Origin of the sequence: Nonomuraea sp. NBC_00507, assembly GCF_036013525.1 — a bacterium.
Lineage (GTDB): Bacteria > Actinomycetota > Actinomycetes > Streptosporangiales > Streptosporangiaceae > Nonomuraea.
In genome coordinates this window covers 7,347,896-7,369,067 of sequence record NZ_CP107853.1, presented here as the reverse complement: position 1 = coordinate 7,369,067, position 21,172 = coordinate 7,347,896, and the positions used below count along the sequence as shown (strand labels likewise).

General features: G+C 68.3%; 20 protein-coding genes and 1 pseudogene. 10 read left to right on the top strand and 11 right to left on the bottom strand.

Annotation, left to right across the window (positions count from 1 at the left end; all coding sequences use genetic code 11):
* Window positions 1-334 precede the first annotated feature (334 nt).
* Entirely contained in the window at window positions 335-1,207 is an 873-nt protein-coding gene (locus tag OHA25_RS35395) for a hypothetical protein (RefSeq protein ID WP_327581256.1), read from the bottom strand.
* Window positions 1,208-1,789: 582 nt separating this feature from the next.
* On the opposite strand from OHA25_RS35395, the gene OHA25_RS35390 reads away from it, so the two are divergent.
* From OHA25_RS35390 to OHA25_RS61545, 4 genes and pseudogenes are all read left to right on the top strand, one after another.
* Window positions 1,790-2,176 (top strand): hypothetical protein, encoded by a 387-nt coding sequence (locus OHA25_RS35390; RefSeq protein ID WP_327581255.1) that lies wholly within the window; start codon window positions 1,790-1,792, stop codon window positions 2,174-2,176.
* Window positions 2,177-2,192: 16 nt separating this feature from the next.
* Window positions 2,193-2,729, top strand: a complete 537-nt coding sequence (locus OHA25_RS35385; RefSeq protein WP_327581254.1) for a hypothetical protein — start codon at window positions 2,193-2,195, stop codon at window positions 2,727-2,729.
* A 315-nt stretch (window positions 2,730-3,044) separates the two neighbouring features.
* The gene (locus tag OHA25_RS35380; protein ID WP_327581253.1) at window positions 3,045-3,704 is read left to right on the top strand and encodes a class I SAM-dependent methyltransferase; all 660 of its coding nucleotides are present in this window, start codon (window positions 3,045-3,047) and stop codon (window positions 3,702-3,704) included.
* A gap of 226 nt (window positions 3,705-3,930) precedes the next feature.
* A pseudogene (locus OHA25_RS61545) lies at window positions 3,931-4,284 on the top strand (hypothetical protein); the annotation flags it as partial.
* Between the two features lie 218 nt (window positions 4,285-4,502).
* On the opposite strand, the gene OHA25_RS35375 reads toward OHA25_RS61545, so the two are convergent.
* From OHA25_RS35375 to OHA25_RS35335, 9 genes are read right to left on the bottom strand one after another with little or no spacing between them, the layout of a single operon-like run.
* The gene (locus OHA25_RS35375) at window positions 4,503-5,231 is read right to left on the bottom strand and encodes an SDR family NAD(P)-dependent oxidoreductase (RefSeq protein ID WP_327581252.1); all 729 of its coding nucleotides are present in this window, start codon (window positions 5,229-5,231) and stop codon (window positions 4,503-4,505) included.
* Window positions 5,232-5,238: 7 nt separating this feature from the next.
* The gene (locus OHA25_RS35370; protein WP_327581251.1) at window positions 5,239-6,465 is read right to left on the bottom strand and encodes a sialidase family protein; all 1,227 of its coding nucleotides are present in this window, start codon (window positions 6,463-6,465) and stop codon (window positions 5,239-5,241) included.
* Entirely contained in the window at window positions 6,462-7,244 is a 783-nt protein-coding gene (locus OHA25_RS35365; protein WP_327581250.1) for an HpcH/HpaI aldolase family protein, read from the bottom strand. The genes OHA25_RS35370 and OHA25_RS35365 overlap by 4 nt, the downstream gene beginning before the upstream one ends.
* Window positions 7,245-7,272: 28 nt before the next feature.
* Entirely contained in the window at window positions 7,273-8,277 is a 1,005-nt protein-coding gene (locus tag OHA25_RS35360) for an aldo/keto reductase (protein ID WP_327581249.1), read from the bottom strand.
* The gene (locus OHA25_RS35355) at window positions 8,274-9,134 is read right to left on the bottom strand and encodes an ABC transporter ATP-binding protein (protein ID WP_327581248.1); all 861 of its coding nucleotides are present in this window, start codon (window positions 9,132-9,134) and stop codon (window positions 8,274-8,276) included. The genes OHA25_RS35360 and OHA25_RS35355 overlap by 4 nt, the downstream gene beginning before the upstream one ends.
* Window positions 9,131-10,006 (bottom strand): ABC transporter ATP-binding protein, encoded by an 876-nt coding sequence (locus OHA25_RS35350; protein WP_327581247.1) that lies wholly within the window; start codon window positions 10,004-10,006, stop codon window positions 9,131-9,133. The genes OHA25_RS35355 and OHA25_RS35350 overlap by 4 nt, the downstream gene beginning before the upstream one ends.
* Window positions 10,007-10,013: 7 nt before the next feature.
* Entirely contained in the window at window positions 10,014-10,961 is a 948-nt protein-coding gene (locus OHA25_RS35345; RefSeq protein ID WP_327581246.1) for an ABC transporter permease, read from the bottom strand.
* Window positions 10,958-11,893 carry an ABC transporter permease gene (locus OHA25_RS35340; protein WP_327581245.1) on the bottom strand — a complete coding sequence of 312 codons (936 nt, stop codon included), beginning with the start codon at window positions 11,891-11,893 and terminating at the stop codon, window positions 10,958-10,960. Before OHA25_RS35340 ends, OHA25_RS35345 begins: the two co-directional genes overlap by 4 nt.
* Before the next feature lie 3 nt (window positions 11,894-11,896).
* Entirely contained in the window at window positions 11,897-13,423 is a 1,527-nt protein-coding gene (locus OHA25_RS35335; RefSeq protein ID WP_327581244.1) for an ABC transporter substrate-binding protein, read from the bottom strand.
* Window positions 13,424-13,781: 358 nt separating this feature from the next.
* Between OHA25_RS35335 and pdxA the strand changes: the two genes are divergently transcribed.
* The 3 genes from pdxA (at window position 13,782) to OHA25_RS35320 (ending at window position 18,131) form a co-directional block, all read left to right on the top strand.
* Complete coding sequence (gene pdxA, locus OHA25_RS35330) at window positions 13,782-16,115, top strand: 4-hydroxythreonine-4-phosphate dehydrogenase PdxA (protein WP_327581243.1); 2,334 nt, start codon at window positions 13,782-13,784, stop codon at window positions 16,113-16,115.
* A gap of 38 nt (window positions 16,116-16,153) precedes the next feature.
* Window positions 16,154-16,975 carry a DeoR/GlpR family DNA-binding transcription regulator gene (locus OHA25_RS35325; RefSeq protein ID WP_138718968.1) on the top strand — a complete coding sequence of 274 codons (822 nt, stop codon included), beginning with the start codon at window positions 16,154-16,156 and terminating at the stop codon, window positions 16,973-16,975.
* Between the two features lie 229 nt (window positions 16,976-17,204).
* The gene (locus OHA25_RS35320) at window positions 17,205-18,131 is read left to right on the top strand and encodes an oxidoreductase (protein WP_327581242.1); all 927 of its coding nucleotides are present in this window, start codon (window positions 17,205-17,207) and stop codon (window positions 18,129-18,131) included.
* 107 nt (window positions 18,132-18,238) lie between these two features.
* Here OHA25_RS35320 and OHA25_RS35315 read toward each other — a convergent pair whose 3' ends face one another.
* On the bottom strand, window positions 18,239-18,784 hold the full coding sequence (locus OHA25_RS35315; RefSeq protein WP_327581241.1) for an SDR family NAD(P)-dependent oxidoreductase: 546 nt from the start codon (window positions 18,782-18,784) through the stop codon (window positions 18,239-18,241).
* Window positions 18,785-18,848: 64 nt separating this feature from the next.
* On the opposite strand from OHA25_RS35315, the gene OHA25_RS35310 reads away from it, so the two are divergent.
* The 3 genes from OHA25_RS35310 to OHA25_RS35300 all read left to right on the top strand — a co-directional run bounded on the left by OHA25_RS35310 (window position 18,849) and on the right by OHA25_RS35300 (window position 21,086).
* Entirely contained in the window at window positions 18,849-19,439 is a 591-nt protein-coding gene (locus tag OHA25_RS35310) for a TetR/AcrR family transcriptional regulator (RefSeq protein WP_327581240.1), read from the top strand.
* A 129-nt stretch (window positions 19,440-19,568) separates the two neighbouring features.
* Window positions 19,569-20,372 carry a maleylpyruvate isomerase N-terminal domain-containing protein gene (locus tag OHA25_RS35305; RefSeq protein ID WP_327581239.1) on the top strand — a complete coding sequence of 268 codons (804 nt, stop codon included), beginning with the start codon at window positions 19,569-19,571 and terminating at the stop codon, window positions 20,370-20,372.
* 435 nt (window positions 20,373-20,807) lie between these two features.
* Window positions 20,808-21,086 carry a hypothetical protein gene (locus OHA25_RS35300; RefSeq protein ID WP_327581238.1) on the top strand — a complete coding sequence of 93 codons (279 nt, stop codon included), beginning with the start codon at window positions 20,808-20,810 and terminating at the stop codon, window positions 21,084-21,086.
* The last annotated feature ends 86 nt before the right edge of the window (window positions 21,087-21,172 follow it).

The following is a 21,172-nucleotide window of genomic DNA, read 5'->3' as shown; positions in this document are numbered from 1 at the left end:
GCACCTGAGCGCGGGCGCATCCGGGTCGCGCTCGGCCTGCTGCACCATCGGCGGGGCGAGCACGAGCAGGCGTACGGCCACCTGACCGACGCGCTGCGGATCTTCGGCTATCCAGACGCCGCTGTGGCAGGCCTGCGCGCTGAGCGCGCTCGGGGACGTGCAGTGGGCCCGCGGCGACCGGATGCCGGCCGAGGCGGCATGGCGGCGCGCCCGCGTCCTGTTCGCCCAGGTCGGCTCGCCGGAAGCGGCTCACGTCGGCCCCACCTGACCCCATGGCCCGCCGGTACGCGAGCGGCTCTGGGCAGGCCCACGCATCCCCACCGGGACCTGGCGGCTAACGCTTCGAGGGCGGAGCGTCCACCTTGGCAAGTTCCACCAGGTCGTCGAATTCGGGCAGGCCATCGACGGGAGCGCGGACGGCACCGACCTGCCTCGCGCTGGGCGCCGCAAGAGTCCTGGCCGGGCCCCAACTCACGATATCCGTGGTGGCGCCGCCTTGGGTGTAATACTTTTCCTTTTCCTGCGTGCTGAAGCCTGAGCCGAACTTGAAGGGCAGCCCCTTCGCGTCGAAGACGATGCTCCATCCCACGACCGTGTTCGCATAACTCGCGTCCGGCCGCTTCCCTGCTACTTGCCGGAAGGTGGCTGAGAGGTCGTACAACTCGGCGAAGGTGAGAGTGCCCCGGTAGAACCCGGTCCGCTTGCGGTCGGGAGTTTTCCCCGCGGGGTTCGGCAGGTTGAACTTCTTCTCATCGGCATCGGCGATCAGCGCTTTGAGTGTCGCGATCTCGAAGAAATTGATGATCTGGTCGCCGAAGGCCGTGGAGCCGGCGCTGCGGTCGCCGCGCCGCGCCCACGTCTTTCCCTCGGGCAGGTCCGCGGTCCACAGCCGCCCGGTGCTGTAGAACCGGCCTTTGGTGTTGATCCAGCGGTGCGGCTGCGTCTGCGCGATCAGGCTGCGAGAGACCGGGTCGCCTTCTTCCGCATGCTCCTTGGCGAGCGGGAGCAGGTCACGGTCGAAGTCCACCCGGCGCTTGATACTCGCCGCGACGACACCGCGCCGGCCGAGGACCAGCGTTCCCTCTTGCATCGGATGGTAGCGGAACACTCGGGCCGTGTGATTGTCGTACTTGTTCCTGTTGTTGATCTCGATGTGGCCGTACTGCGTGAACGTCACGCTCGCGCCCTTGGCGAGCTGGTTACGCACGGCGCTCACCACATCGGGAACGGCGGCCTCCGCCGCGGCCGGAACGGCGAGCGTCGCCGCCGGACCTATGAGCACGGCGGATAAGAAAGCCGATAAACGGCGCATCGAGTAGTCCTCCGAAACGTGGGAGCCGCGTCCAAATGATCTACAGCAGTCCCGGACTGTATCAGTTACGCCGTCTCTCAAGCGGGTGCTGCCTCAACGGTCTTGAGAGGCCGCGGCGGCGTCGGACGCCCGCTGGCTGGGCGTCGCCGAGATCGACGCTGTTCTCATCAAGATGGGTGCACGCGGGGGTGAGCGGCCCGCCTTCCCGGACTGCAAGGGCCTGGCCTCGATCACTGAGCGCAGGGGTCTTGATACGGCAGGGCGGGTACGTAGCGGGTCCACTGTTCGCGGTTCAGGCCTACGCCCTTGGCAGACGATCACAAGCGTCCGGTCCTCCTTCCAGTGACAACAGATCGTGATTGAGGCATAGCTGGGCGACGCAGCCCTTCCGAATGCGGAAATCTTCGGAGGTAATGCCCACATCCCGGCGATCCTTGCCATCAAGATCAAGTTGGCGGTGTGTCAGGAGGCGGATCGGTGACGGCGGACCTGGCAGGAATGAGCGAACGTGAGTACTTCGCCCACGTGGCCAAGCGGTTGGGCATGTTCGTGGTGGGCTCGAGGCTTGCTGGGGTTGAGGGTTTCCTGGACGGTTATGACCAGCACGCGCTGCGTCATGGAGGTCCTGGACTGGGCGGCTGGCGGGAGTGGCTGGTGGCTCGGCGGGGCCAGGACTGCAACCACGGCTGGCATGGGCAGGTGCGCCATATCGCTCTCCCCGACGGGTGGGAGCAGTGGGAACTGACCCGGGAAGAGGAGGCCAAGGTTATCGAGGTCCTCTTCACGCTGCTGGATGAGTTCCTCGCTGCCCGGGAGGCGTCGGCCGCCCGTGGTGCCCGGACCATGAGAAATGTCAGCTCATGATCGTACTCTTGGCGGCATGGCCACCGCGCAGACCGCGTCGTTCGATCTCCATGTCCATTACCGGCAGGCCTACCTCGCCGACGGATACGACGAGTTCCCGACCATGGAGGACCGTCCTGACAACCATCCTGAGCACCCCGTGGGGATTATCAGGGTGGCGGTGGAGGAAGGCAAAGCTCTTCTGATCACGGGCCTGCACACAGGGCCGGTCGGCTTCTCAGTGACTGTGGCCGATGAGGACCCGGGAGCGGACGCCGACGGATACGAGGACATCGTGGAGATCAGCTTCATGCCCCAGTCGGAATCGCTCCGCATAGCCGAATGGTGGGGTGAAGACGATCATCTGCTACCCGAGTTGCCCTCGCGACCGGGGTGGTATCGGCTGCGCTATCACGGCGTAAACATGGACGAAGGCGCCAAAGTGAACAGTTTGGCCACGGGAGATGCCGTCGTCGACCGCTACCTGCTGCAGATCTGGCCACAACCTGAGTCCCCGCCGCGTGTGGTCAAAAGCACGAGCCACCAGCTCGCCTACTGGTGCGGCGTGGACTGACGTCTCGACCGAGCTCCTTGGCACTCATCTGCCGCCAATCGTCGCGGGGCCAGCGAAGGACTACGCCACGGGGAGACCGTTGCACTCGCCGGGGGGGACTTACCGAGAGAAGCTCACGGCATGGACGGGGCAGACGGGACGTCGAACTAATCGGTAGTTTTCTGATCATGTCCGATGCCGGCTTCACCCCCCTCCGTATCGCCGACACGGTCAGCCAAGGCTCACCACATGTGCTGCCCCAACCCCAAGACCTCTTCTTGGACGTCGACGTTGTCGGTGTTGCAGCCCGGCGAATGATTTTGTGATAGTCGATCCATGAACTCGGCTGATGGCGGGAACCTGCAAAAACTACTCGACGAACAGGTCGTCTACTACCGGGCGGTTGCCGCGGAATACGAGCGCCACGCTCTACCCTTTCCCGGAGCCGCTGAGCTGTCGGCGGCGCTCGATGCGTTCCGGCCGACCGGCAGCGTGCTCGAACTCGCCTGCGGCCCAGGCATATGGACCACCCAGCTGCTCCAGCACGCCGCAGATGTCACCGCCGTGGACGCGTCCCCGGAAATGCTCGCCATCGCCTCGGCCCGGGTGGGCGAGAACGAGCGGGTGCAATTCGTGTCAGCCGACCTGTTCCGCTGGAAGCCGGACCGTCGTTACGACGTCGTCTTCTTCGGGTTCTGGCTGTCACATGTTCCGCCCGAACGCTTCGCGTCCTTCTGGTCGCTGGTGGCCGACTGCCTGAAACCGGAAGGGCGGGTATTCTTCGTCGACGACGGCTACCGGACCGCCGACGAACTCATCGAAGGCGAGCAATCCGCGACAATACAACGCCAGCTCCTGGACGGGACCGCCTACCGGATCGTCAAAGTCCCGCAACAACCGCCGGACCTCGAACGACAGCTCGAGCGGATCGGATGGCGCATCAAGATTCACTCAACCTCTGGGCCGTTCTACTGGGGAGCGGGAAACCGAGCCTGACACCAAGAAAACTGCCACCTTCGATGGGACAACTTCGGACCGCGTCTCATTCAACCTGTCACAGCCCTGACCACAGCCCCAGTCAATGACAAGATCATCGAGTAGCCAGCCCCAGAGCGCCCTGAGCTGCCACTTGCCCGCCCGGCCATCCTCCCGATTCCTCTCAAGAAAGATGTCAATTCGCTGACCAGAGGCGCCAGTCGTTCGCCTCTTGGGTTGATCTGCGGTGCGGAACGGATGCCCGCCGTGGACGATCGTCGAGTCACTGGAACTGCATGTACGCGCGGTGCCGGGCGATGTTCGCTCGTTGGCCTACGGCATCGTTGCGACTGCGGAGGTGCACCTGGCCATCACGGCTGCCACAGGAGTGGGCGCCGAGATCGTACGCGATCTACACCTGGGTGTGTTCAACGGCTCCGCTGTGAACCTGGCGGGCGTCCGCGTGGTCGACAAGGAGTCACTCCGCAGGGCGGAGGCTCGTGAGTGGGTGAAGCTCTTCGGCAGCCGGGCTTGCTCGGAGTGTTTGGCAGCCTCGGGGTGGCAGGTGTGGTGGAAGCTGGGCTGGGCCGCGGTCTGTCCGACCCATCGGGTGCTGCCGATGGATCACTGCCCGACATGTCGCGTACGCATACGACGGGGTCCAGCCGGCCAGCCGCGCCGCCGGCCTGAGCTGATCGCGGGCCACGTGGTGAGCGCCGGGCCGGGCGAGGACTGCCGAGCGATCATCGAGCCCGAAGGCAGCTCACCATCCTCACCCGCCGTTCCTTCGCCCACTGCCACGGAGCGGGAGCTGCCAGTTCACAGTGATGCGCCCGCGCACATCACCAGGTGCTGGCCGGTAACCGCGCCTCCTTCCGGTCCGAGGAGGAAGGCCGTCAGTCCCGCGACCTCCTCGGGCCTGATGAACCGGCCCAGCGGCGGAACCCGTGGCGGAGTGGCGGCACGTCCGGGATCACGCAGCATGGGGGTGTCGGTCGGGCCGGGGGCGACCACATTGACGGTGATCCCACGCGGGGCCAGTTCCATGGCCCAGGAACGGGACAAGCCCACGAGCGCGGCCTTGGTCGCCGCGTACTGGCTCTTGCCCGCCGCGCCCGCCATCGTGCGGCTTCCGATCAGCACAACGCGGCCACCTGGGCGGATCGCGCCGGCGAGGACGTTCACCAGAACGGTCGCGGCCTCGACGTGGACCCGCCACATGAGGGCGCCGTCCTGGGCCGAGAGGCGTCCGAGCGGCGCGGAGCGTTGCACGCCCGCCGAGTGAACGATGGCGTCGACGGTGCCCACCGCGGCCGATGCGTCGGCCAGCTGGTCGAGGTCGGTCAGGTCTGCCTGGAGCCACGAGTAGGCCGGGGTGTCCTGGCGGTGCTCCGGAGGGCGGGTACGGCTCATCCCGGTGATTCTCCAGCCCTCGCGGAGCAGGCGTGTGGCGACCGCCCGGCCGATGCCGGAGCTTGCCCCGGTCACCACCGCGTGCTGCGGCTCGTCCGAGGTCTGTCCGGTGTGGCGGTCTGGCGCGGCGTCCATCGGCACGTCAGATGCCATCGGCGCGGGCGGCCCACTCGGGTCGTACTCGGACGTACTTGATGACGCGACGGTGGTAGGTGAAGACGATGTGCAGGTCACCGTCGGCGGTTTCCTGGATGGACGGGTAGGAGAACTCTCGGTTGAGGCCATCGCGGGAGTTGTTGGTCAGGCAGTAGCCATCGCCTACCTCCAGATCGCGGCGGATCGGCCACGTGCGCCCTCCGTCGCCAGACAGCGCGAGGGTCATGGGCGCACGCGGGGCGCCCCAAAACGCGGTCCGCTCATCGCTCCCGGCGGGTGCCGGCTCGTCGCCGGACCGACTCGCCGGGGTCGCGGCCAGGCCGTCATCGTCGATCTCGTCGTACAGGGACACCCGGCGCTCGGTGGCGTCGGCCGCGCTGCTGGCGTTGAACACCAGCGCCAGCCGGCCGTCACGCAGTGTGACGTACTGGATGGAGGAATTGTTGTTGGGCAGCTCGGTGGCAGCGGGAACGCTCCAGGTCATGCCCTCGTCTTCCGACCGGCTCGCGTAGATCGAATCCGCCCAGCGGCTGCGGAACAGGGCGAGCAGCGTGCCGTCGGCCAGCAGGTGGACGTTCATGTGGACGCAGCCGACGCTGTCCGGGACGGGCTGTTCGCGCCAGGTTCGTCCCTCGTCGTCGGAGACCATGAGAGAGCTGGTGTCGCGGTCGCCGGCCCAGCGCTTCCCCGATGTGGTGACGCAGTTGAAGACGGGCAGCAGCCATCGGCCGGACGGCAGCACGAGCACGGGCTGCCGGACGAAGACGCCGCCGCGGCTCGTGGCGGGCAGGAGGGTGTGCACGGGTCCCCAGGTGTGACCGTCGTCGTGCGAGATGCGGCAACGGACTTCGGCGGTGTCCTGGTTGCCTGCGTGCTGGGCGGTGTACAGCAGCCACAGCTCTCCGGCGGCAGTGGGGAACAGGACCGGGTTCTGCTCGGAACGCGTCGGGTCGTCGGACAGCCGCGTCGGCGTGGACCAGGTGTCCGTCCCCTTCTGCAGCCGGGAGAACCAGATGGAGATGTCCGAGACGCCTTCCTGCGTGCCGCCGAACCACACGCAGCCGAGAGCGCCGTCGCGTAGCGACATGATGTTGGCCGCGTGGTTCTGCACGGCAGGCGCGATCAGATACGCCTCATGGCGGTCCGGATCGTCGTCGCGAACGCGGATCATGCCGTCCATGGGCAGATGGTCGGGAACGACGGGCTGGCTCACTGTTCTCCTCGGCGAGACTGGGCTCGGGCGTCGGTTAGGTGGGACTTCGCGGCCTGTTCGAGGTGGACGAGGTCTGAGGCGATGGTGGCGAAGGTGTATCCCTCGGCCAGGCGCTTGGCGGCGGTCCCGCCGTCAGGGGTGTGGATGCCGGCGGCGACGCCGGCGGACCTGGCGGCTTCGCGCACCGTGACCAGCGCGTCCTCGAACGGGGAAGCGATCGCGGGGTCGCCGGGGAAGGCGCCGCCCAGAGCCAGGCACAGATCGGACGGGCCGACGTAGACGCCGTCCAGGCCGGAGGTCGCGCAGATCGCCTCGATGTTCGCCAGCCCCCGTGCCGTCTCGATCATGACGAGGACCAGCACTGTGGCGTCGCTGTCCGCGGGGCGCGGCCCGATGCGGAGCGCCGAGCGCATCGGGCCGTACGAGCGGCGCCCCTTCGGCGGATAGCGGGTCGCGGAGACGGCCGCCGCGGCGTCGTCGGCGGTGTCGATGAGAGGCACGATGACACCCGCGGCGCCCGCATCCAGGGCACGGCCGATGTGGCCGGGGTCGTTCGCCTCGACCCTGACCAGGCCCGCGGACACGCCGCCCGCGTCGATCGCCATCAGGCCGCTCAGCAGCCCCGAGTAGCCCAGCAGCCCGTGCTGGGCGTCCAGGCACACGTAGTCGTAGCCGAGGCGTGCGATGCGTTCGGTGGACACCGGCGAATCCAGGACGGACCAGTAGCCCAGTGCGGGCTCCCGGGCACGGATCCTGGCGGTGAAGTCGGTGATGCTCACTGCTGGTCTTCTCCTCGGCGGTCGGCTCTCATCGGTTGTAGGCGGGCATGGGGCCGCGCAGCGCCGCCCCCACGCGGTCACAGGCTGCGACGACATCCTCGGGAAGCGGCCCGGCCGCGGCGGTCGCGATGTTCGCGCGCAGGTGTTCGGCCTTGGAACCGCCGAGCAGGACGGCCCCCACGCCGTCGCGATGGAGCAGCCACCGCAGAGCAAGCTCGATGAGGGAGATGCCCGACTGCGCGGCGATCTCGCCGAGGGCGGTGACGGCCTCGAACAGCGCCGGACTCCAGTACCGCTGCCGGTACAGGGGAGCGAGCTTGGAGTCGCCGAAGCGGCCGGCGGCGGGGTCATGGTCGAAGGTGTGACGCCCGGTGAGCAAGCCCCCGCCGAGCGGGTTGTAGACCATGGTGGTCAGGCCGGTGCTCCGCGCGAACTCCAGGTATTCCTCCTCTACCCTGCGGGACAGGAGGTTGTACAGCTGTTGGGCGACGACAGGCCGTGGCGCGCCGACGGCGTCGGCGGCATGGTTGATCTCCGAGATCTGCCAGGCAGCGTAGTTGGAGACGCCGAGCGCGCTGATCTTGCCCTCGGCGACGAACTCGGCGATCGCGCCGAGCGTCTCGGCCGGCGACGTGCGGCGGTCGGGCTGGTGCAGATAGAACAGGTCGACGTGGTCGACCTGCAGGCGGCGCAGGCTGCCTTCGAGGCTCGCTCGCAATCCTCTGGCGGACAACGGCGGGTGATCATGGGCGTCCGGATGGGGCATACCGGCCTTGGTGGCGAGGACGACCCGGTCGCGCCGGGTGGCGAGCAGCGGTGCCAGGATGGACTCGGTCGCGCCGCCCGCGTAGGCGTTGGCGGTGTCCACACCGGTGATGCCGGAGTCGAGCGCCACGTCCAGCATGCGCGCGGCCTCTTTCGCGTCGGCCGTGTCGCCGAACGTCATGGTTCCCAGCACCAGCCGGGACAGCCCGATGTGCGCCCCGGACGGTGTCGCCGCCGGTAGGGAGATCGCCGGTACGGAAGTTGTCATCGGTCGGTTCCTCGCTGAACGGGTGCTCCGGGGGTCTGCGTAGTGGACGGGGCCCGCACCAGGTGGCGCGGCTTGCGCCCGTGCATCGTGGCCGGATCCAGCGCGGCCCTGCGGAGTGCGCGCGTGTAGGGGTGGGCCGGGGCGGCCAGCACCGTCCGGGTCGGGCCGGACTCGACCAGGCGCCCTTTGCTCATGACGACGATGTCCTCGCTGATCTCCCTGACCACACCGAGGTTGTGGGAGATCACGACATAGGTGAGGCCGGTCTCGGCCTGGATCTTCACGAGCAGGGCCAGGACCTGCGCCTGCACGGACACATCCAGTGCGCTCGTCGCCTCGTCGCAGACCAGGAGGTCGGGCTTGGAGGCGAGGGCTCTGGCGATGCCGATGCGCTGGCGCTGGCCGCCGGAGAACTCCGGCGGGCGACGTTCCAGGGCCGTGGCGGGCAGGCCGACCTGGTCGATGAGCCTGGCCGCCTCCTTGGCCCGGGCGCGTCTGTCGCGCATTCCGCGCACCCGCAGCGGTTCCGCGACGATCTCCTCCGCCGATAGGTGCGGGTCGAGCGATCCGTACGGGTCCTGGAAGATCATCTGTACCCGGGTGCGCATCGGGCGCAGCTGTTTCTCCCTCAGCTGGGCGATGTCGGTGCCGCCCACCACGATGCGGCCTGCGGCAGGCTTGACCAGCCGTACGATCGACCGGGCGATCGTGGACTTGCCGCAGCCTGACTCCCCCACGATGGCCAGGGTGCCGCCCCGCCGCACGGAGAAGCTGACGTTGTCGACCGCGCGGAACACGCCGTGGGCGACGGGATAGTCCACGACGAGGCCGTCGACCTCGAGGAACGCGTCGGTCATCGGGGTTCTCCCACGGCGTCGTCGAGGGACGCTTCCAGGGACTCGCCGTCTTCGTCCCAGGGGCCCAGCCGTGGGACCGCTGTCAGCAACTTCCTGGTGTACGGGTCGCGGGGTGCGTCGACGATCTGCTCGGCCTCGCCCGACTCGACGAATCGCCCGTCCTTCATGACATGGATGCGGTCCGAGACGAGCCGGGCCACGCCGATGTCGTGAGTAATCATGAGGATGCCGATGCCGGTGTTCTCCTGTACTTCGAGCAGCAGGTCGAGGATGCCTGCCTGGACGGTGACGTCCAGGGCGGAGGTCGGTTCGTCGGCGACGAGCAGCCCGGGCGATCCGGCGAGCGCGATCGCGATGAGCACACGCTGCAGCATGCCTCCTGACAGCTGATGCGGATACCTGCGTAGCTGGGGCTCCGGATCCGATATGTGCATCCGGGCCAGCAGGTCGACGGACCGCGAGACGGTTTCCGACCGGGACAGGCCACGCTGGCGCAGCCGCACGGCCTCGCGGAGTTGCTGCCCGATGGTGTGGACGGGGCTGAGCGCCGTCATGGGATCCTGCGGGATGAGCGAGACGGTACGCCCGCGCACCTTGCGTACCGCGCCGGGGTCGGCGATGACGTCGACTCCCTGAAAGCGGGCCTTGCCAGAGAGGACCGCCAGCTCCGGGGGGAGCAGCCGCAGGATGCCCATGGCCGTGGTGGACTTGCCCGATCCCGATTCGCCGATGATCGTCACGGTTTCGCCCTGGCGGATGAGGAAGCTGACACCGTCGACGGCGCGGACGATGCCGGCTTCGGTCATCAGCTCGATCTGTAGGTCCTCGACCTCCAGCAGGGGAGGATCGGCCCCGTCGAACTCGGCTGTCATGCCCGGCTCACCTTTCCTTCCGCCTGCGGACTCGGTCCCGCAGCCCGTCTCCGAGCAGGTTGACACCGACGACAAGCAGCACGATGACCGGACCGGGCAGCGTGACCAGCCACCACGACGTCGTGATGTAGTCCTGGCCGTCGGAGATGATGCGGCCCCAGGTGGCGAACGGGCGCTGCGGGCCGGCGCCCAAGTAGCTCAGCGCGCTCTCCAGCAGCACGGCCTGGGCCAGCAACAGCAGGATCACCAGCGTGGCCTGCTTGACGACGTTGGGCAGCACGTGCCGGAACAGGATGGTGATGCGATGCAGGCCGAGCACCCGGGCCGCGGCCACGTACGGTTTCTCCCGCTCGACGAGCACCAGAGAACGGGTCAGGCGGGCCACTTCCGGCCACTGCGCGATCGCGATCACGAAGGTGATGACCGGAATGGACGGGCCGAAGAGCGCGACGATGAGCAGCAGCATCAACAGCAGAGGCAGCGACAGCTGCGCTTCCAGCAGGCGCGAGACCATGGCATCGACCCAGCCACCGAAGAATCCGGCCGCGGCGCCGGCGATGAGACCGATGATGCCGGACACGACGATGGCCAGCACGCCGACGGTGAGCGAGACCTGGCCGCCGTGCAGGACCCGGGAGAGAAGATCTCTGCCGAGCTGGTCGGTTCCGAACAGGTGCCCGTCGGCCAGCGGTGGCAGGCGACGCAGGCCGAGGCTCTGGTCGTCCGGCCCGGGGATCGGCAGGATGTTGGCCAGGGCGACAGGCACGACGACGAGGGCCACGCACACCGAGCCGACCCATGTCTTCAGCCGCGCGCTCTTGCGGCGGCGGACCGCCGCGGACCGGGCGAGATCCTTGGCGGAGACCGCGCTGGGCCGCGCGAGGGGCTCCGCGGTGCTCCGGCTGCCGAAGCCGTCGGCGGCGCCGGCCGCGGTGCCGATGCGCGGGGCGGTCATGAGGCCACCGCCTTCCCGAGTCGTACCCGCGGGTCGAGCAGCGGGTAGGTGAGATCGATGAGGAGCTGGACAGCCACGGTCAGGATGGCCGTGACCAGGACGGTGGCCTGGATCAGCGGGTAGTCCCTGGTTTCCAGCGCGCGCACGACGAGCGATCCGACACCCGGCCAGGCGAAGACGACTTCGACCACCACCACGCCGTTGAGCATGGCGGCGAAGCGGGTGCCGAGCGCGGTCACCACCGGGATGGCCGAGTTGCCCATGGCGTAGCGCCAGGTCAGGCCGCGTTCGGAGACGCCACGGGAGCGGGCGATCGTCAGGTACGGAGCCGCGAAGCCGGCCCCCATCTCCCGGCGCACCATCCGGGAGATCAGCGCGATCTGCAGGATGCCGACGGTCACGGTCGGCAGCACCATGCCGGCCCAACTGGTGAAGCCGGATGCCGGGAGGACGGGGACGAGCACGGCGAAGATGGTCAGCAGCATGATGCCGCTCCAGAACTCCGGCATGGACTGGCCGGCGATCATGGCCACGTTGGCCCCCAGCTCGCGGCCGGTGTCGGCGTGCCGCGCCATCCAGACACCGACCGGGATGGCCACGACCGCGGCGAACAGGATGGCGGACACGGCGAGCATGACGGTGTACGGCATCCGGCTGAGGACGACGTCCAGGGCGGGGGCCTGGAAGGAGAAGGACGTGCCCAGGTCGCCGCCGAACAGGTCACGCACGAAAATTCCGTACTGCTGTAAGAGCGGTTTGTCCAGGCCGAACTGGACCCGGATGCGTTCGAGCTCGGCAGTGGTGGCCAGGGGACTGGCGTAGGCGGCCACCGGATCCCCCGGTGCCAGCCGCACGAGGACGAACACCGCGGAGACGGTCAGGAAGATCGCCAGGATGCTCTGCCCGGCACGCTGGGCGACGTAGCGGATCACGACTCATCCACTCAGCCGGACGGATGCGAGGTCGTAGGAGTTGGTGGGACTGAGCAGGACGTTCTGCATGCGCTTGCGCCGGGCGATGACGGTCTTGGGGACGAAGGCCCACATGCAGGGCCAGGTGTTCCAGATCTCCTTCTGGGCGGTGGCGAGGAGGCGCTCCCTGGCCGTGTTGTCGGTTTCCTGTGAGGCCTTCTGCAGCAAGGTCGTGATCTTGGGGATCACGTAGCCATGGTAGGTGTCCCGGGTGGCCTCCTTTTCCGCCGTGCCGGCGAACATGCCCTGCAGCGGAGTCAGCGCCAGCCCCGTCGGGCCGGGATAGCCGTTGCCGAGGACGTCCCAGTCGCCGGCCCGGCCCTGCCGCCACTTGGAGATTTCGCCGCCCGGCTGGAACTGCTGGAGTTCGGCCTGGACACCGACCGCCTTGAGCATCTCCACCACCGCCTCCATGACACTGGTGTCGTTGGCGAACTCTCCGGTCTCCCAGATCATCTTGATTTTGAGATCTTTCACTCCGGCGGCGTCGAGCATCTGCCGGGCCTTCTGCGGGTCGTGGACGTACTCGCCCGTTTGAACCGCCCCGGTCAGGGTGTCCGCCACCACGCCTCGGGCCTGGGTCACCGAATCGGCGAAGACGTCCTTGATCAGGGCGGGACCGTTGATGGCGTAGCTGAGCGCCTCGCGCACGCGCACGTCGGCGAGCGGGTGCCCGGAGGGCTTGCGGAAGTTGTAGAAGAGCTGGCTGATCCGCGTGCTCGGCACCTGCTGTATCTCCACGTCGCTCAGGCCGGAGAGCTGGCTGATCGCATCGGGGGAGATCGAGTCGATCAGATCGACCTCGCCGCTGCGCAGGGCGACGACGCGGTTGGCCTCCTCCGGGAGGAACCTGACCTGTACGGTCTTGATCACGGGCGCGGGACCCCAGTATTTGCCGTTGACCTGCAGCGTGTACTCACCGGTGCCCCGGTTCGCGGAGGTGACGACGTAGGGGCCCGATCCGATGCCGCCCTGGAGCTCCTCCGGTTTGTTGGCGGCAGCGGGGGTGATCAGAATGTTCGCCATCAGGTAGTCGAGTGTCGGCACCGGGTTTTCGGTCACGAGCTTGAAGGTGCTCGCGTCGACGGGGGTGACGGTCGGCCATTCGGGGAAGAGGCCGGCCAGGAACGATCCGAGGACCTTCTGGTACATCTGCAGGGCGGTTGAGACATCTTCGACCGTGACCGGGCTGCCATCGGAGTAGTGGACGCCGTCGCGCAGCTTGACCGTCCACTCGGTGGGAGCCGTCAGCTCGAACCTCTCGGCCAGGACGGGCTGCACGGTGAGCTTCGGATCGATGAAGGTCAGCGCCTGACGGACGCCGCGCTGGACGGTGACGGCGGCATCGAACTGGTTGAGCTTGTTGTCCAGCGACACGAGCGAGCGGTTGAGCGCCAGCGTGATCCCCGGGCCGGCGGTGGAGCCGGCGCCGGATCCCGCGCCGGGGGCGGTTCCCGGTCCCGCGCAGGCGGCGAGGGGACTCAGGGTCATGGCCGCGCCTGTGAGAGCACCGAGACGGAGAAGACTGCGACGGGAGAACTGGGGGGCGCTTCCGAGATGAGTCACTGGGGTTCTCGCTTTCTGAACCGTCCGCAGCGGTGCGCCTCTCAGCAGCGGCCGCCTGCCAGGACCGGATGTTTCCCACGTCACAACGACGTTGCTGCACCATTACACGCCTGCGCACTTCGCGCAAGAGGTCTAGCGCATTTTGTGCAAGCTGTGACATCATCCGCTCAAGACGAAGGCTGCGCGGACGTGCACGCCTCACTCCGGAGCGGATCGCGCAAGAGGTTCGCGAGGACTGCGGAAGCCTGCCTGACGTGCAATACCTGACTGTATCGGGGGTTCCTTGAAGCCCAAGCCCAGCACGGCCGCGGACGGTGTCCTCGTCGTGGCCGACGACCTGTCGGGTGCGGCCGAGGTGGCAGCACGCATCATGATGCGCACAACACGCACAAGGATTGTTCTCACTGACCACGCCGTGCGGGGCGAGCGCGATTCCGCCGACATCCTCGTCGTCGATACCGACTCCCGGCACCTGCGTCCCGCCGAGGCGGCCGCGGCGGTGCGTTCCGCGGTCGCCCTGGCCTCCGCCGGGCGTCCGCGGCTGGTCTTCAAGAAGATCGACTCGCTGCTGCGCGGCAACGTCGCGGCGGAAGTGGCCGCGCTGACGACGCCTGGGGCCGGCATCATCGTCACCCCTGCCCTGCCTGGCCTGGATCGGGTGGTGCGCGGCGGCGTGCTGCACCTGGCCGGCGTGGCCCTCCACCGGGCGAACGCCTGGGCGGTGGACGGCGTCCCGGCTCCGACGTCGGTCGAGGCAGCGCTGGCGCCGCTCCGGGCCCGCGTGCTGGACCTCGCGACCGTGCGATCGGATCGTCTTTCCGACGCGATTGCCTCGTGCGCCGAGGAGGCGCGCATCGCGCTGTGCGACGCGGAGACCGATCAGGATCTGGACGCCGTGCTGCGTGCCGCGCTGGCCGTGCCGTCGGTGCGACTGGTGGGATCCGGCGGGCTCGCCGACGCGCTCGGGCGCCATCTGCGGAGTCTCAGTACGGCCGTCGAGGAGCATGAGCCCGCCCCGACGCACACCGCTCGGCGCAGGGACGCGGCGCCGCTCGTCGTGGTGGGCAGCGCGGAGCCGGTCGCGGCCGAACAGGTGCGCCGGCTGGCCGAGGCCGGAGCCGTTCCCGTTGCCCTGCCCGTGACGGCGCTCCTCGGCACACCTGCCGGCCGGGAGCCCCTCCCCCACATCCCGATCGGCGACCGGGCGGTCGTGGCCTTCCTCGACTCCGCCGGCTCCGTCCTCCCTGCGGCCTCCCGTGACATCGCGCGCCGGCTGGCCGAGACCGTCGCGGACGCGGTGCGCGCGTCCGCGCGGCCGGTGGACCTCGTGCTGACCGGCGGAGAGACCGCCCGGCGCGTCCTCGACGCCCTCCAGGTGCGGGAACTGACACCTGTTGAGCAGATACACCTGGGAGCCGTCCACTCCCGGACGCCCGAAGGCCGTTCAGTGGTCACCCGCCCGGGCAGTTTCGGGGAGGGCGACTCGCTCGTCGAGATCGTCAGGGCCCTGGCTCCGCACTCCCTCGGACCTCTTGACCCCACTCTTCTCCCCCTGAACCAAGCGAAAGGTCCCGTCGTGAGCATCAGCACCGCCGCCGTCGGCCGACAGCCGCGCGCAGCGGCCACTCCGATCATCGCCGTCACCATGGGTGACGGGGCCGGTGTGGGTCCGGAAGTCATTGTCGGCGCCCTCCAGGACCCCCACGTCGCCGAGCTCTGCCGTCCCGTCGTCATCGGCGACGCCGTACGGCTGCGCCAGGCGGCCTCCATCCTCGGGACCGCCACCGAGATCGTGGTGGTCGACACGGTGACCGACGCCGTGTTCCAGCCTGGACGCGTCAATGTCATCGACCTGGGGCTCCTGCCGGAAGACCTGCCCTGGGGGCAGATCTCCCCCGTGGCGGGTGCGGCCGCGTACCACTATGTGCGAGTCGCCAGCGAGCTGGCAATGGCCGGGAAGGTGCAGGCGATCTGCACGGCGCCACTGAACAAGGAAGCCCTGCATGCAGGCGGCTACATCTTCCCCGGGCACACCGAACTCCTCGCGCACCTGACCGGGACCGACGAGGTGTCCATGATGTTGTCCTCGCCGAAGATCCGTGTCATCCACGTCACCACGCACCTTGGACTGATCGACGCCATCGCGAAGATCGAACCCGGCCTGGTGGAACGAACCATACGCCGAGGCCACGAGGCGCTGCGGCGCGCCGGGATCGAGAACCCGCGCATCGGCGTGTGCGGCATCAATCCGCACGCCGGGGAGAACGGCCTGTTCGGCTACGGCGAAGAGGCCGAGAAAATCGTTCCCGCCGTCGAAGTCCTGAAGGCCGACGGCATCGACGTGCACGGGCCGCTGCCCGCCGACACGGCGTTCTTCGTCGCGGGGCGCGGAGACTACGACCTCATCGTGGCGATGTACCACGACCAGGGCCACGGTCCGGTGAAGATCCTCGGCATCGAGGCCGGGGTGAACATCACCGTGGGCCTGCCCGTCATCCGGACGTCCGTGGACCACGGAACCGCCTTCGACATCGCAGGGAAAGGCACCGCCGAAGTAGGTAGCATGATCGAGGCGCTGCGGCAAGCCGCCCAGATGTCTCCCAGCCCGGCGATCTGATCCCGGAACGTTGAACGACAAGCCGAGAAGGAAGAGCGTTGCCCAGGAACTCTGACCGTCGGCGCGCCGAGATCGTGCGCCTGGCCACGACCAGCGGTCTGGCCAGTGTCGAAGAGCTGTCCTCGACGTTCGCCGTGACACCCTCCACCATCCGCCGTGACCTCGCCCGGCTGACCGCGCAAGGGCTGCTGGCCCGCACATACGGCGGCGCGATGGCCGTCGTCGCCCACCCCGAGGACTCGTTGCGCCAGCGCGTCGGTGACGCCTTCGAGGCCAAACGCGGAATCGCCAAATGGGCGGCCCAGCAGATCGGAGCCGGGGAGTCCGTGCTGCTCGACGCCGGCTCGACCGTCGCGGCGCTGGCTCACGAGCTGCGCTCCAGCACCCAGCTCCTGATCGCGACCACGAGCCTGACGGTGCTCAAGGAGCTCGACGACGTCGAAGGCCTCCATGTGGAGTGCCTCGGCGGCAGGCTGCGCCACCTCAGCCAGGGGTTCGTCGGCCCCACCACCGAGGCTTGTCTGGAGCGGATGTCGTTCGACCGCGTCTTCCTCGGGGCTGACGGAGTCACCGCCGACCGCGGGATCTGCGAGGCCGACCTCCAGCAGACCCGGCTCAAGGAGCTCATGGCCCGCAGTTCCCACAAGACCTACGTGCTGGCGCATGCGGCCAAGCTCGGGCGACGTCCGTTCCACGCCTGGGTTCAGCTGCCCCGGCCCTGGACGCTGGTGACCGACGCCGGCGCCCCGGAAGACGCGCTGGCCCCGTTCTCGGCTGAGGGAGTCGAGGTGGTCGTGGTCGACGCCGAAGGGCAGATCAGCAAGCCGAAGCCGACCGCGGGTCAGCCGATCGCCCCGTAGCGGCCCGCACGCCCGACCGGGCCGGTTTGCCCGGTGCGGCCCCACAGCCGGCTGCGCGCGGCAGCCGGCCGGGGGCCGCATCCTCCTTCATCCCGCCGGGCCCGCTGGTGGTCCTCGTCCCGCACCCCATTCAGAGTACGATCATAATTTAATTTCCAGAAGGCCTTGCCCTCGAAGCCACTGCACCATATGGTCGTACGAACGTAATTCAAAACTTCAGGAGCCCGTGATGACAGCAACTCGGCAGGTCGCGCTCGTAACAGGCGCTTCCTCCGGCATCGGCAAAGCGGCCGCGATCGCACTCGCCGACGCGGGTTTCCAGGTGATCGGAACCGGCCGCAACACCGCGCGAGTCACCGCACCCACCGGCGTGACCTACCTCGACCTCGACGTGACCAGCGACGAATCGGTCGCCTCAGTGGTCAAGCAGGTGATCGACCGGTTCGGGCACATCGACGTCCTGGTCAACAACGCCGGCGTCGGCGCCACCGGCGCCGCCGAGGAGTTCTCCGTCACCCAGACGCAGGACGTCTTCGACATCAACGTCTACGGCGTCATGCGGATGACCAAGGCGGTCCTGCCGCACATGCGCGCTCAACGGCGCGGACGCATCATCAACGTTTCCTCCCTCAGTGGGTTCGTCCCCAGCCCGTTCATGGCCGTCTACGTCTCAACCAAGCACGCGGTCGAGGGCTACTCCGGGTCGCTGGACCACGAGGTCCGCGAGCACGGCGTCAGGGTCCTGCTCGTCGAGCCCGGCCCGATCAACACGCCGTTCGGGGCCCACAGCGTGCAGGCCGACACCCCACTGCCGCTCTACGCTTCGGGACGGCGCACCTTCGACGAGGTGCTGGCGAAAAATACCAGCGGCGGCGACGATCCCGCCGTCGTGGCCAAGGTGATCGTCGCGGCGGCCACCGACCGGAACCCGAAACTGCGGCGCACCGCCGGCTCGACGGCCGCAAGCATCAGCGCGCTACACCGCGTCGTTCCGGCCCGAATCTTTCGACCGCATCGTCCGCAGATTCAACCGGATGCCGAGCTGACGCTCACCTTCGAGCAGCCGGACACGGCTGCAAGGCATGCCAACCCTCGTTCCCGCGCACGAACCGGCTGTACACGACAAACGCGCCCAGTCATGATGCTCTCTGTCTGACTGCACAGTCATTGGAACGCATCCGTAGCGCCGAGCCGATCGCTCCAAGAGACCACTTGCCATCCGACGCCACCCTCTCCATTGTCTTACGAACGTAAGTAAAACGATCATACGATAATGGCAGATACTCGATGCGATTGCTGCCGGAACGCATGTGCAGAGCGATGTGGCGGCGGGTCGGGCGCATGAATCGGCTGGAAGCCCAGCAGGCTCGCGATGTTGATCAGGACGCCGGTGCCGGCGGAGGTCAGTGGCTCGATATGGGCGCGACTGAGGTCGACGAGGGCGTTGACGTTGAGCGCGATCATGCTCTGCAGTCGGTCCGGATCCTCGTCGGTGAGGGCGTTGTGGGTGCCGAAGCCGGCATTGTTGACGAGCCCGGTGGCGTGGATGCCGCGGGATTCGAGGTCGGCGCGCAGCGTTCGGCCGGCGTCGGGCAGGCCGAGGTCGCGGGCGATGACGGTCACCGTGACGCCGTGGGCGCGGGTGAGTTCGCCGGCCAGGCTCTCCAGCCGGTCCGCCCGGCGGGCGACGAGCACGAGATCCGAGCCGCGGCCGGCCAGCTGGCGGGCGAACTCCGCGCCGAGACCGGAGCGGGCCCCGGTGACGATCGTGGTCTGGTGGCGGTAATCAATCTTGGTCACGCCATACACCCTACGCACATTTGTGCACTGGGTGCAAATTGATTCATTTCATGAAGTGTCGTACCATCTGTGCATGACCCAGAAACCGGCATCTCTGCGTGAGCAGACCCGCAGCGTGGTCCGCTCCCTGCTCGCCCGGACCGCTATCGAGCTGTTCGCCGCCAAGGGGTACGACGACACGACGCTCGACGAGGTCGCCGCCGCCGCAGGTGTCTCCCGACGGACCCTGTTCAACTACTTCCGCAACAAGGAGGACCTCGCGCTCGGCGGCCTCTCCGAACAGGGCGAGCTGATCGCCGCGCGGCTCGCCGAGCGCCCGGCCGACGAGGACGTCTGGGCGTCACTGCGCGCGGCGTTCCAGGTGCTGGAAGAGATTGACATGACGGCCGAGCGCCGGCTCGAGATGATCACGCTGCTGTTCGGAAACGACGCCCTGCGCGCCGGACACGCCGAGAAGCAGGGTCGCTGGCAGGATCTGCTCGCACCGCTGATCGAGCCGCGGTTGCCCGACTCCGACCGCCGCGCCCTGCAGGCGCGCGCGATCGCGGCCGCGGCGATCACCTGCCTCCAGGCAGCGAACGAGGAGTGGGCGCGCCTGGGCGGACAGGTCGACCTGTTCGACCTCTACGACGCGGCCGTGGGAGCCATCCGCCGCCCGGCCTGAAGCCCGGCCCCGCCGGCCTCCACAGCGCGACGAGCCAGAACGACACCAGGCCCGCCGCTGTCTTCGGCGACCGCGGAAAACCCCGCAGAAAACCCGAGAACCACGGAAAACCAAAGAGAGGAAGACGACATGACCGAGCGCCTTCCCGGAGCGGACCTGCGGAACATGGTCGCCGCCCTCCGCGCGGAACGCACCGAGATGCTCGACTTCACGACCAGCCTCAGCGACGGCGAATGGACGGCACCCAGTGCCGCGGCGGGATGGCGCATCGCCGACGTCGTCGCCCACATCGGCGCCACAGCGCGTGGCTTCTGCACACCCGGCGGGCTGCGCACGGCCTTGGCCCCGAGTCTCGAACAGTTCAACGAAGACCCGGTCGCCCGGCGACGCGACTGGAGCCGGGCGCGGGTCATGGCCGAGTACCAGCTCGCCGGCCGGCGAGCCACCACGCTCCTCGAGGTCGTGCGGCGCACGCCCATCACCCGAGTGCGTGTACCGCTCGCCGAACTCGGTCGTTACCCCCTAGGCCTGATGATCGGCGGAGCCCTCGTCTTCGACCACCACACCCACCTGCGCCACGACATCGCCCCGGCGCTCGGCCGGCCCGTGCCGCCCACCGACGCCGATCGAATGCGGGCGGTCCTCACCTGGATGATCGCCGTGCTGAGCAACCAGGTCGCGCAGGCGCCAGTCCCCGGGCTCGACGCCCGCGTCGCCCTGACCCTCACCGGCCCCGGCGGCGGAACGTGGTGGATCGACGAGGCGGGCGTCCTGACCCCGTCCGACGGCCCGGTCGCCGCGCACGTCACCGCCCCCGCACTGACCTTTCCCGACTGGGGCACACAGCGGTCGTCCTGGCGCGACAGCGATGTGACGATCACCGGCGACGCCGCACTCGCCGCCCGCCTCCTGGACGCCGTCAACGTCATCTGACCGGGAGTGCCCGACAGAGCCCTCCGCTCACCCAGAAAGATCAATGCTCGGACAGCCATCAAACGGACACCGGAGAAGGGCCGGCTACGAATCAAGGCACAGTCGGGAGGCGGATCGGTGACGACGGACCTGGCGGGGATGAGCGATCGAGGTCAGGAATGCGGTCACGGCTGCGCTGGGCAGGTGCGCCATATCGCTCTCTCTGAGGGGTGTGGGCACCATGGGAAATGTCAGCTCCGTCGACGGATACGAGGAATTTCCGGCCCTGGAGGACCGTCCTGCTGACCATCCTGAGCATCCCGTGGGGATAATCCGGGTGTCAGCGGAGGAGGGCAAAGCACTCCTGACCACGGGCCTGGCCAGCGGTCCGGTCGGCTTCTCGGTAGTCGTGTCTGACGAGGACCGGGAGCGGACACCGACGGATACGAGGACATCGTGGAGATCAGCTACCGGGCCCAGTCGGAATGGCTCCGCATAGCCGAATGGTCAGGCGAAGGAGATCACCTGCTACCCAAGTTGTCCTCAGGACCGGGGTGGTATCGGCTGCGCTATCACGGCGTGAACATGGACGAGGGCAACAAGGTGAATATGTTGGCCCGAGAAGAAGCCGTCGTGGACCGCTACCTGCTGCAGATCTGGCCGCAACCTGAGTCCCCGCCGCGTGTGGTCAAAAGCACGAGCCACCAGCTCGCCTACTGGCGCCGCATCACGTGACGACCCACCTGAAACTCTCGGGCGGCCCACCGCCACGAATCCGAGAGGAGCCGGAGGGCGAGGTGGTGCAGTGCTTTCGACCGCGC

Excerpts from the sequence above, each read along its gene's own strand:
- OHA25_RS35360 (WP_327581249.1), bottom strand. The coding sequence starts at position 8,277 with ATGACAACTTCCGTACCGGCGATCTCCCTACCGGCGGCGACACCGTCC.
- OHA25_RS35380 (WP_327581253.1), top strand. The coding sequence starts at position 3,045 with ATGAACTCGGCTGATGGCGGGAACCTGCAAAAACTACTCGACGAACAG.
- OHA25_RS35355 (WP_327581248.1), bottom strand. The coding sequence starts at position 9,134 with ATGACCGACGCGTTCCTCGAGGTCGACGGCCTCGTCGTGGACTATCCC.
- OHA25_RS35345 (WP_327581246.1), bottom strand. The coding sequence starts at position 10,961 with ATGACCGCCCCGCGCATCGGCACCGCGGCCGGCGCCGCCGACGGCTTC.
- OHA25_RS35320 (WP_327581242.1), top strand. The coding sequence starts at position 17,205 with ATGACAGCAACTCGGCAGGTCGCGCTCGTAACAGGCGCTTCCTCCGGC.
- OHA25_RS35335 (WP_327581244.1), bottom strand. The coding sequence starts at position 13,423 with ATGACCCTGAGTCCCCTCGCCGCCTGCGCGGGACCGGGAACCGCCCCC.
- OHA25_RS35310 (WP_327581240.1), top strand. The coding sequence starts at position 18,849 with ATGACCCAGAAACCGGCATCTCTGCGTGAGCAGACCCGCAGCGTGGTC.
- OHA25_RS35385 (WP_327581254.1), top strand. The coding sequence starts at position 2,193 with ATGGCCACCGCGCAGACCGCGTCGTTCGATCTCCATGTCCATTACCGG.
- OHA25_RS35350 (WP_327581247.1), bottom strand. The coding sequence starts at position 10,006 with ATGACAGCCGAGTTCGACGGGGCCGATCCTCCCCTGCTGGAGGTCGAG.
- OHA25_RS35305 (WP_327581239.1), top strand. The coding sequence starts at position 19,569 with ATGACCGAGCGCCTTCCCGGAGCGGACCTGCGGAACATGGTCGCCGCC.
- OHA25_RS35375 (WP_327581252.1), bottom strand. The coding sequence starts at position 5,231 with ATGGACGCCGCGCCAGACCGCCACACCGGACAGACCTCGGACGAGCCG.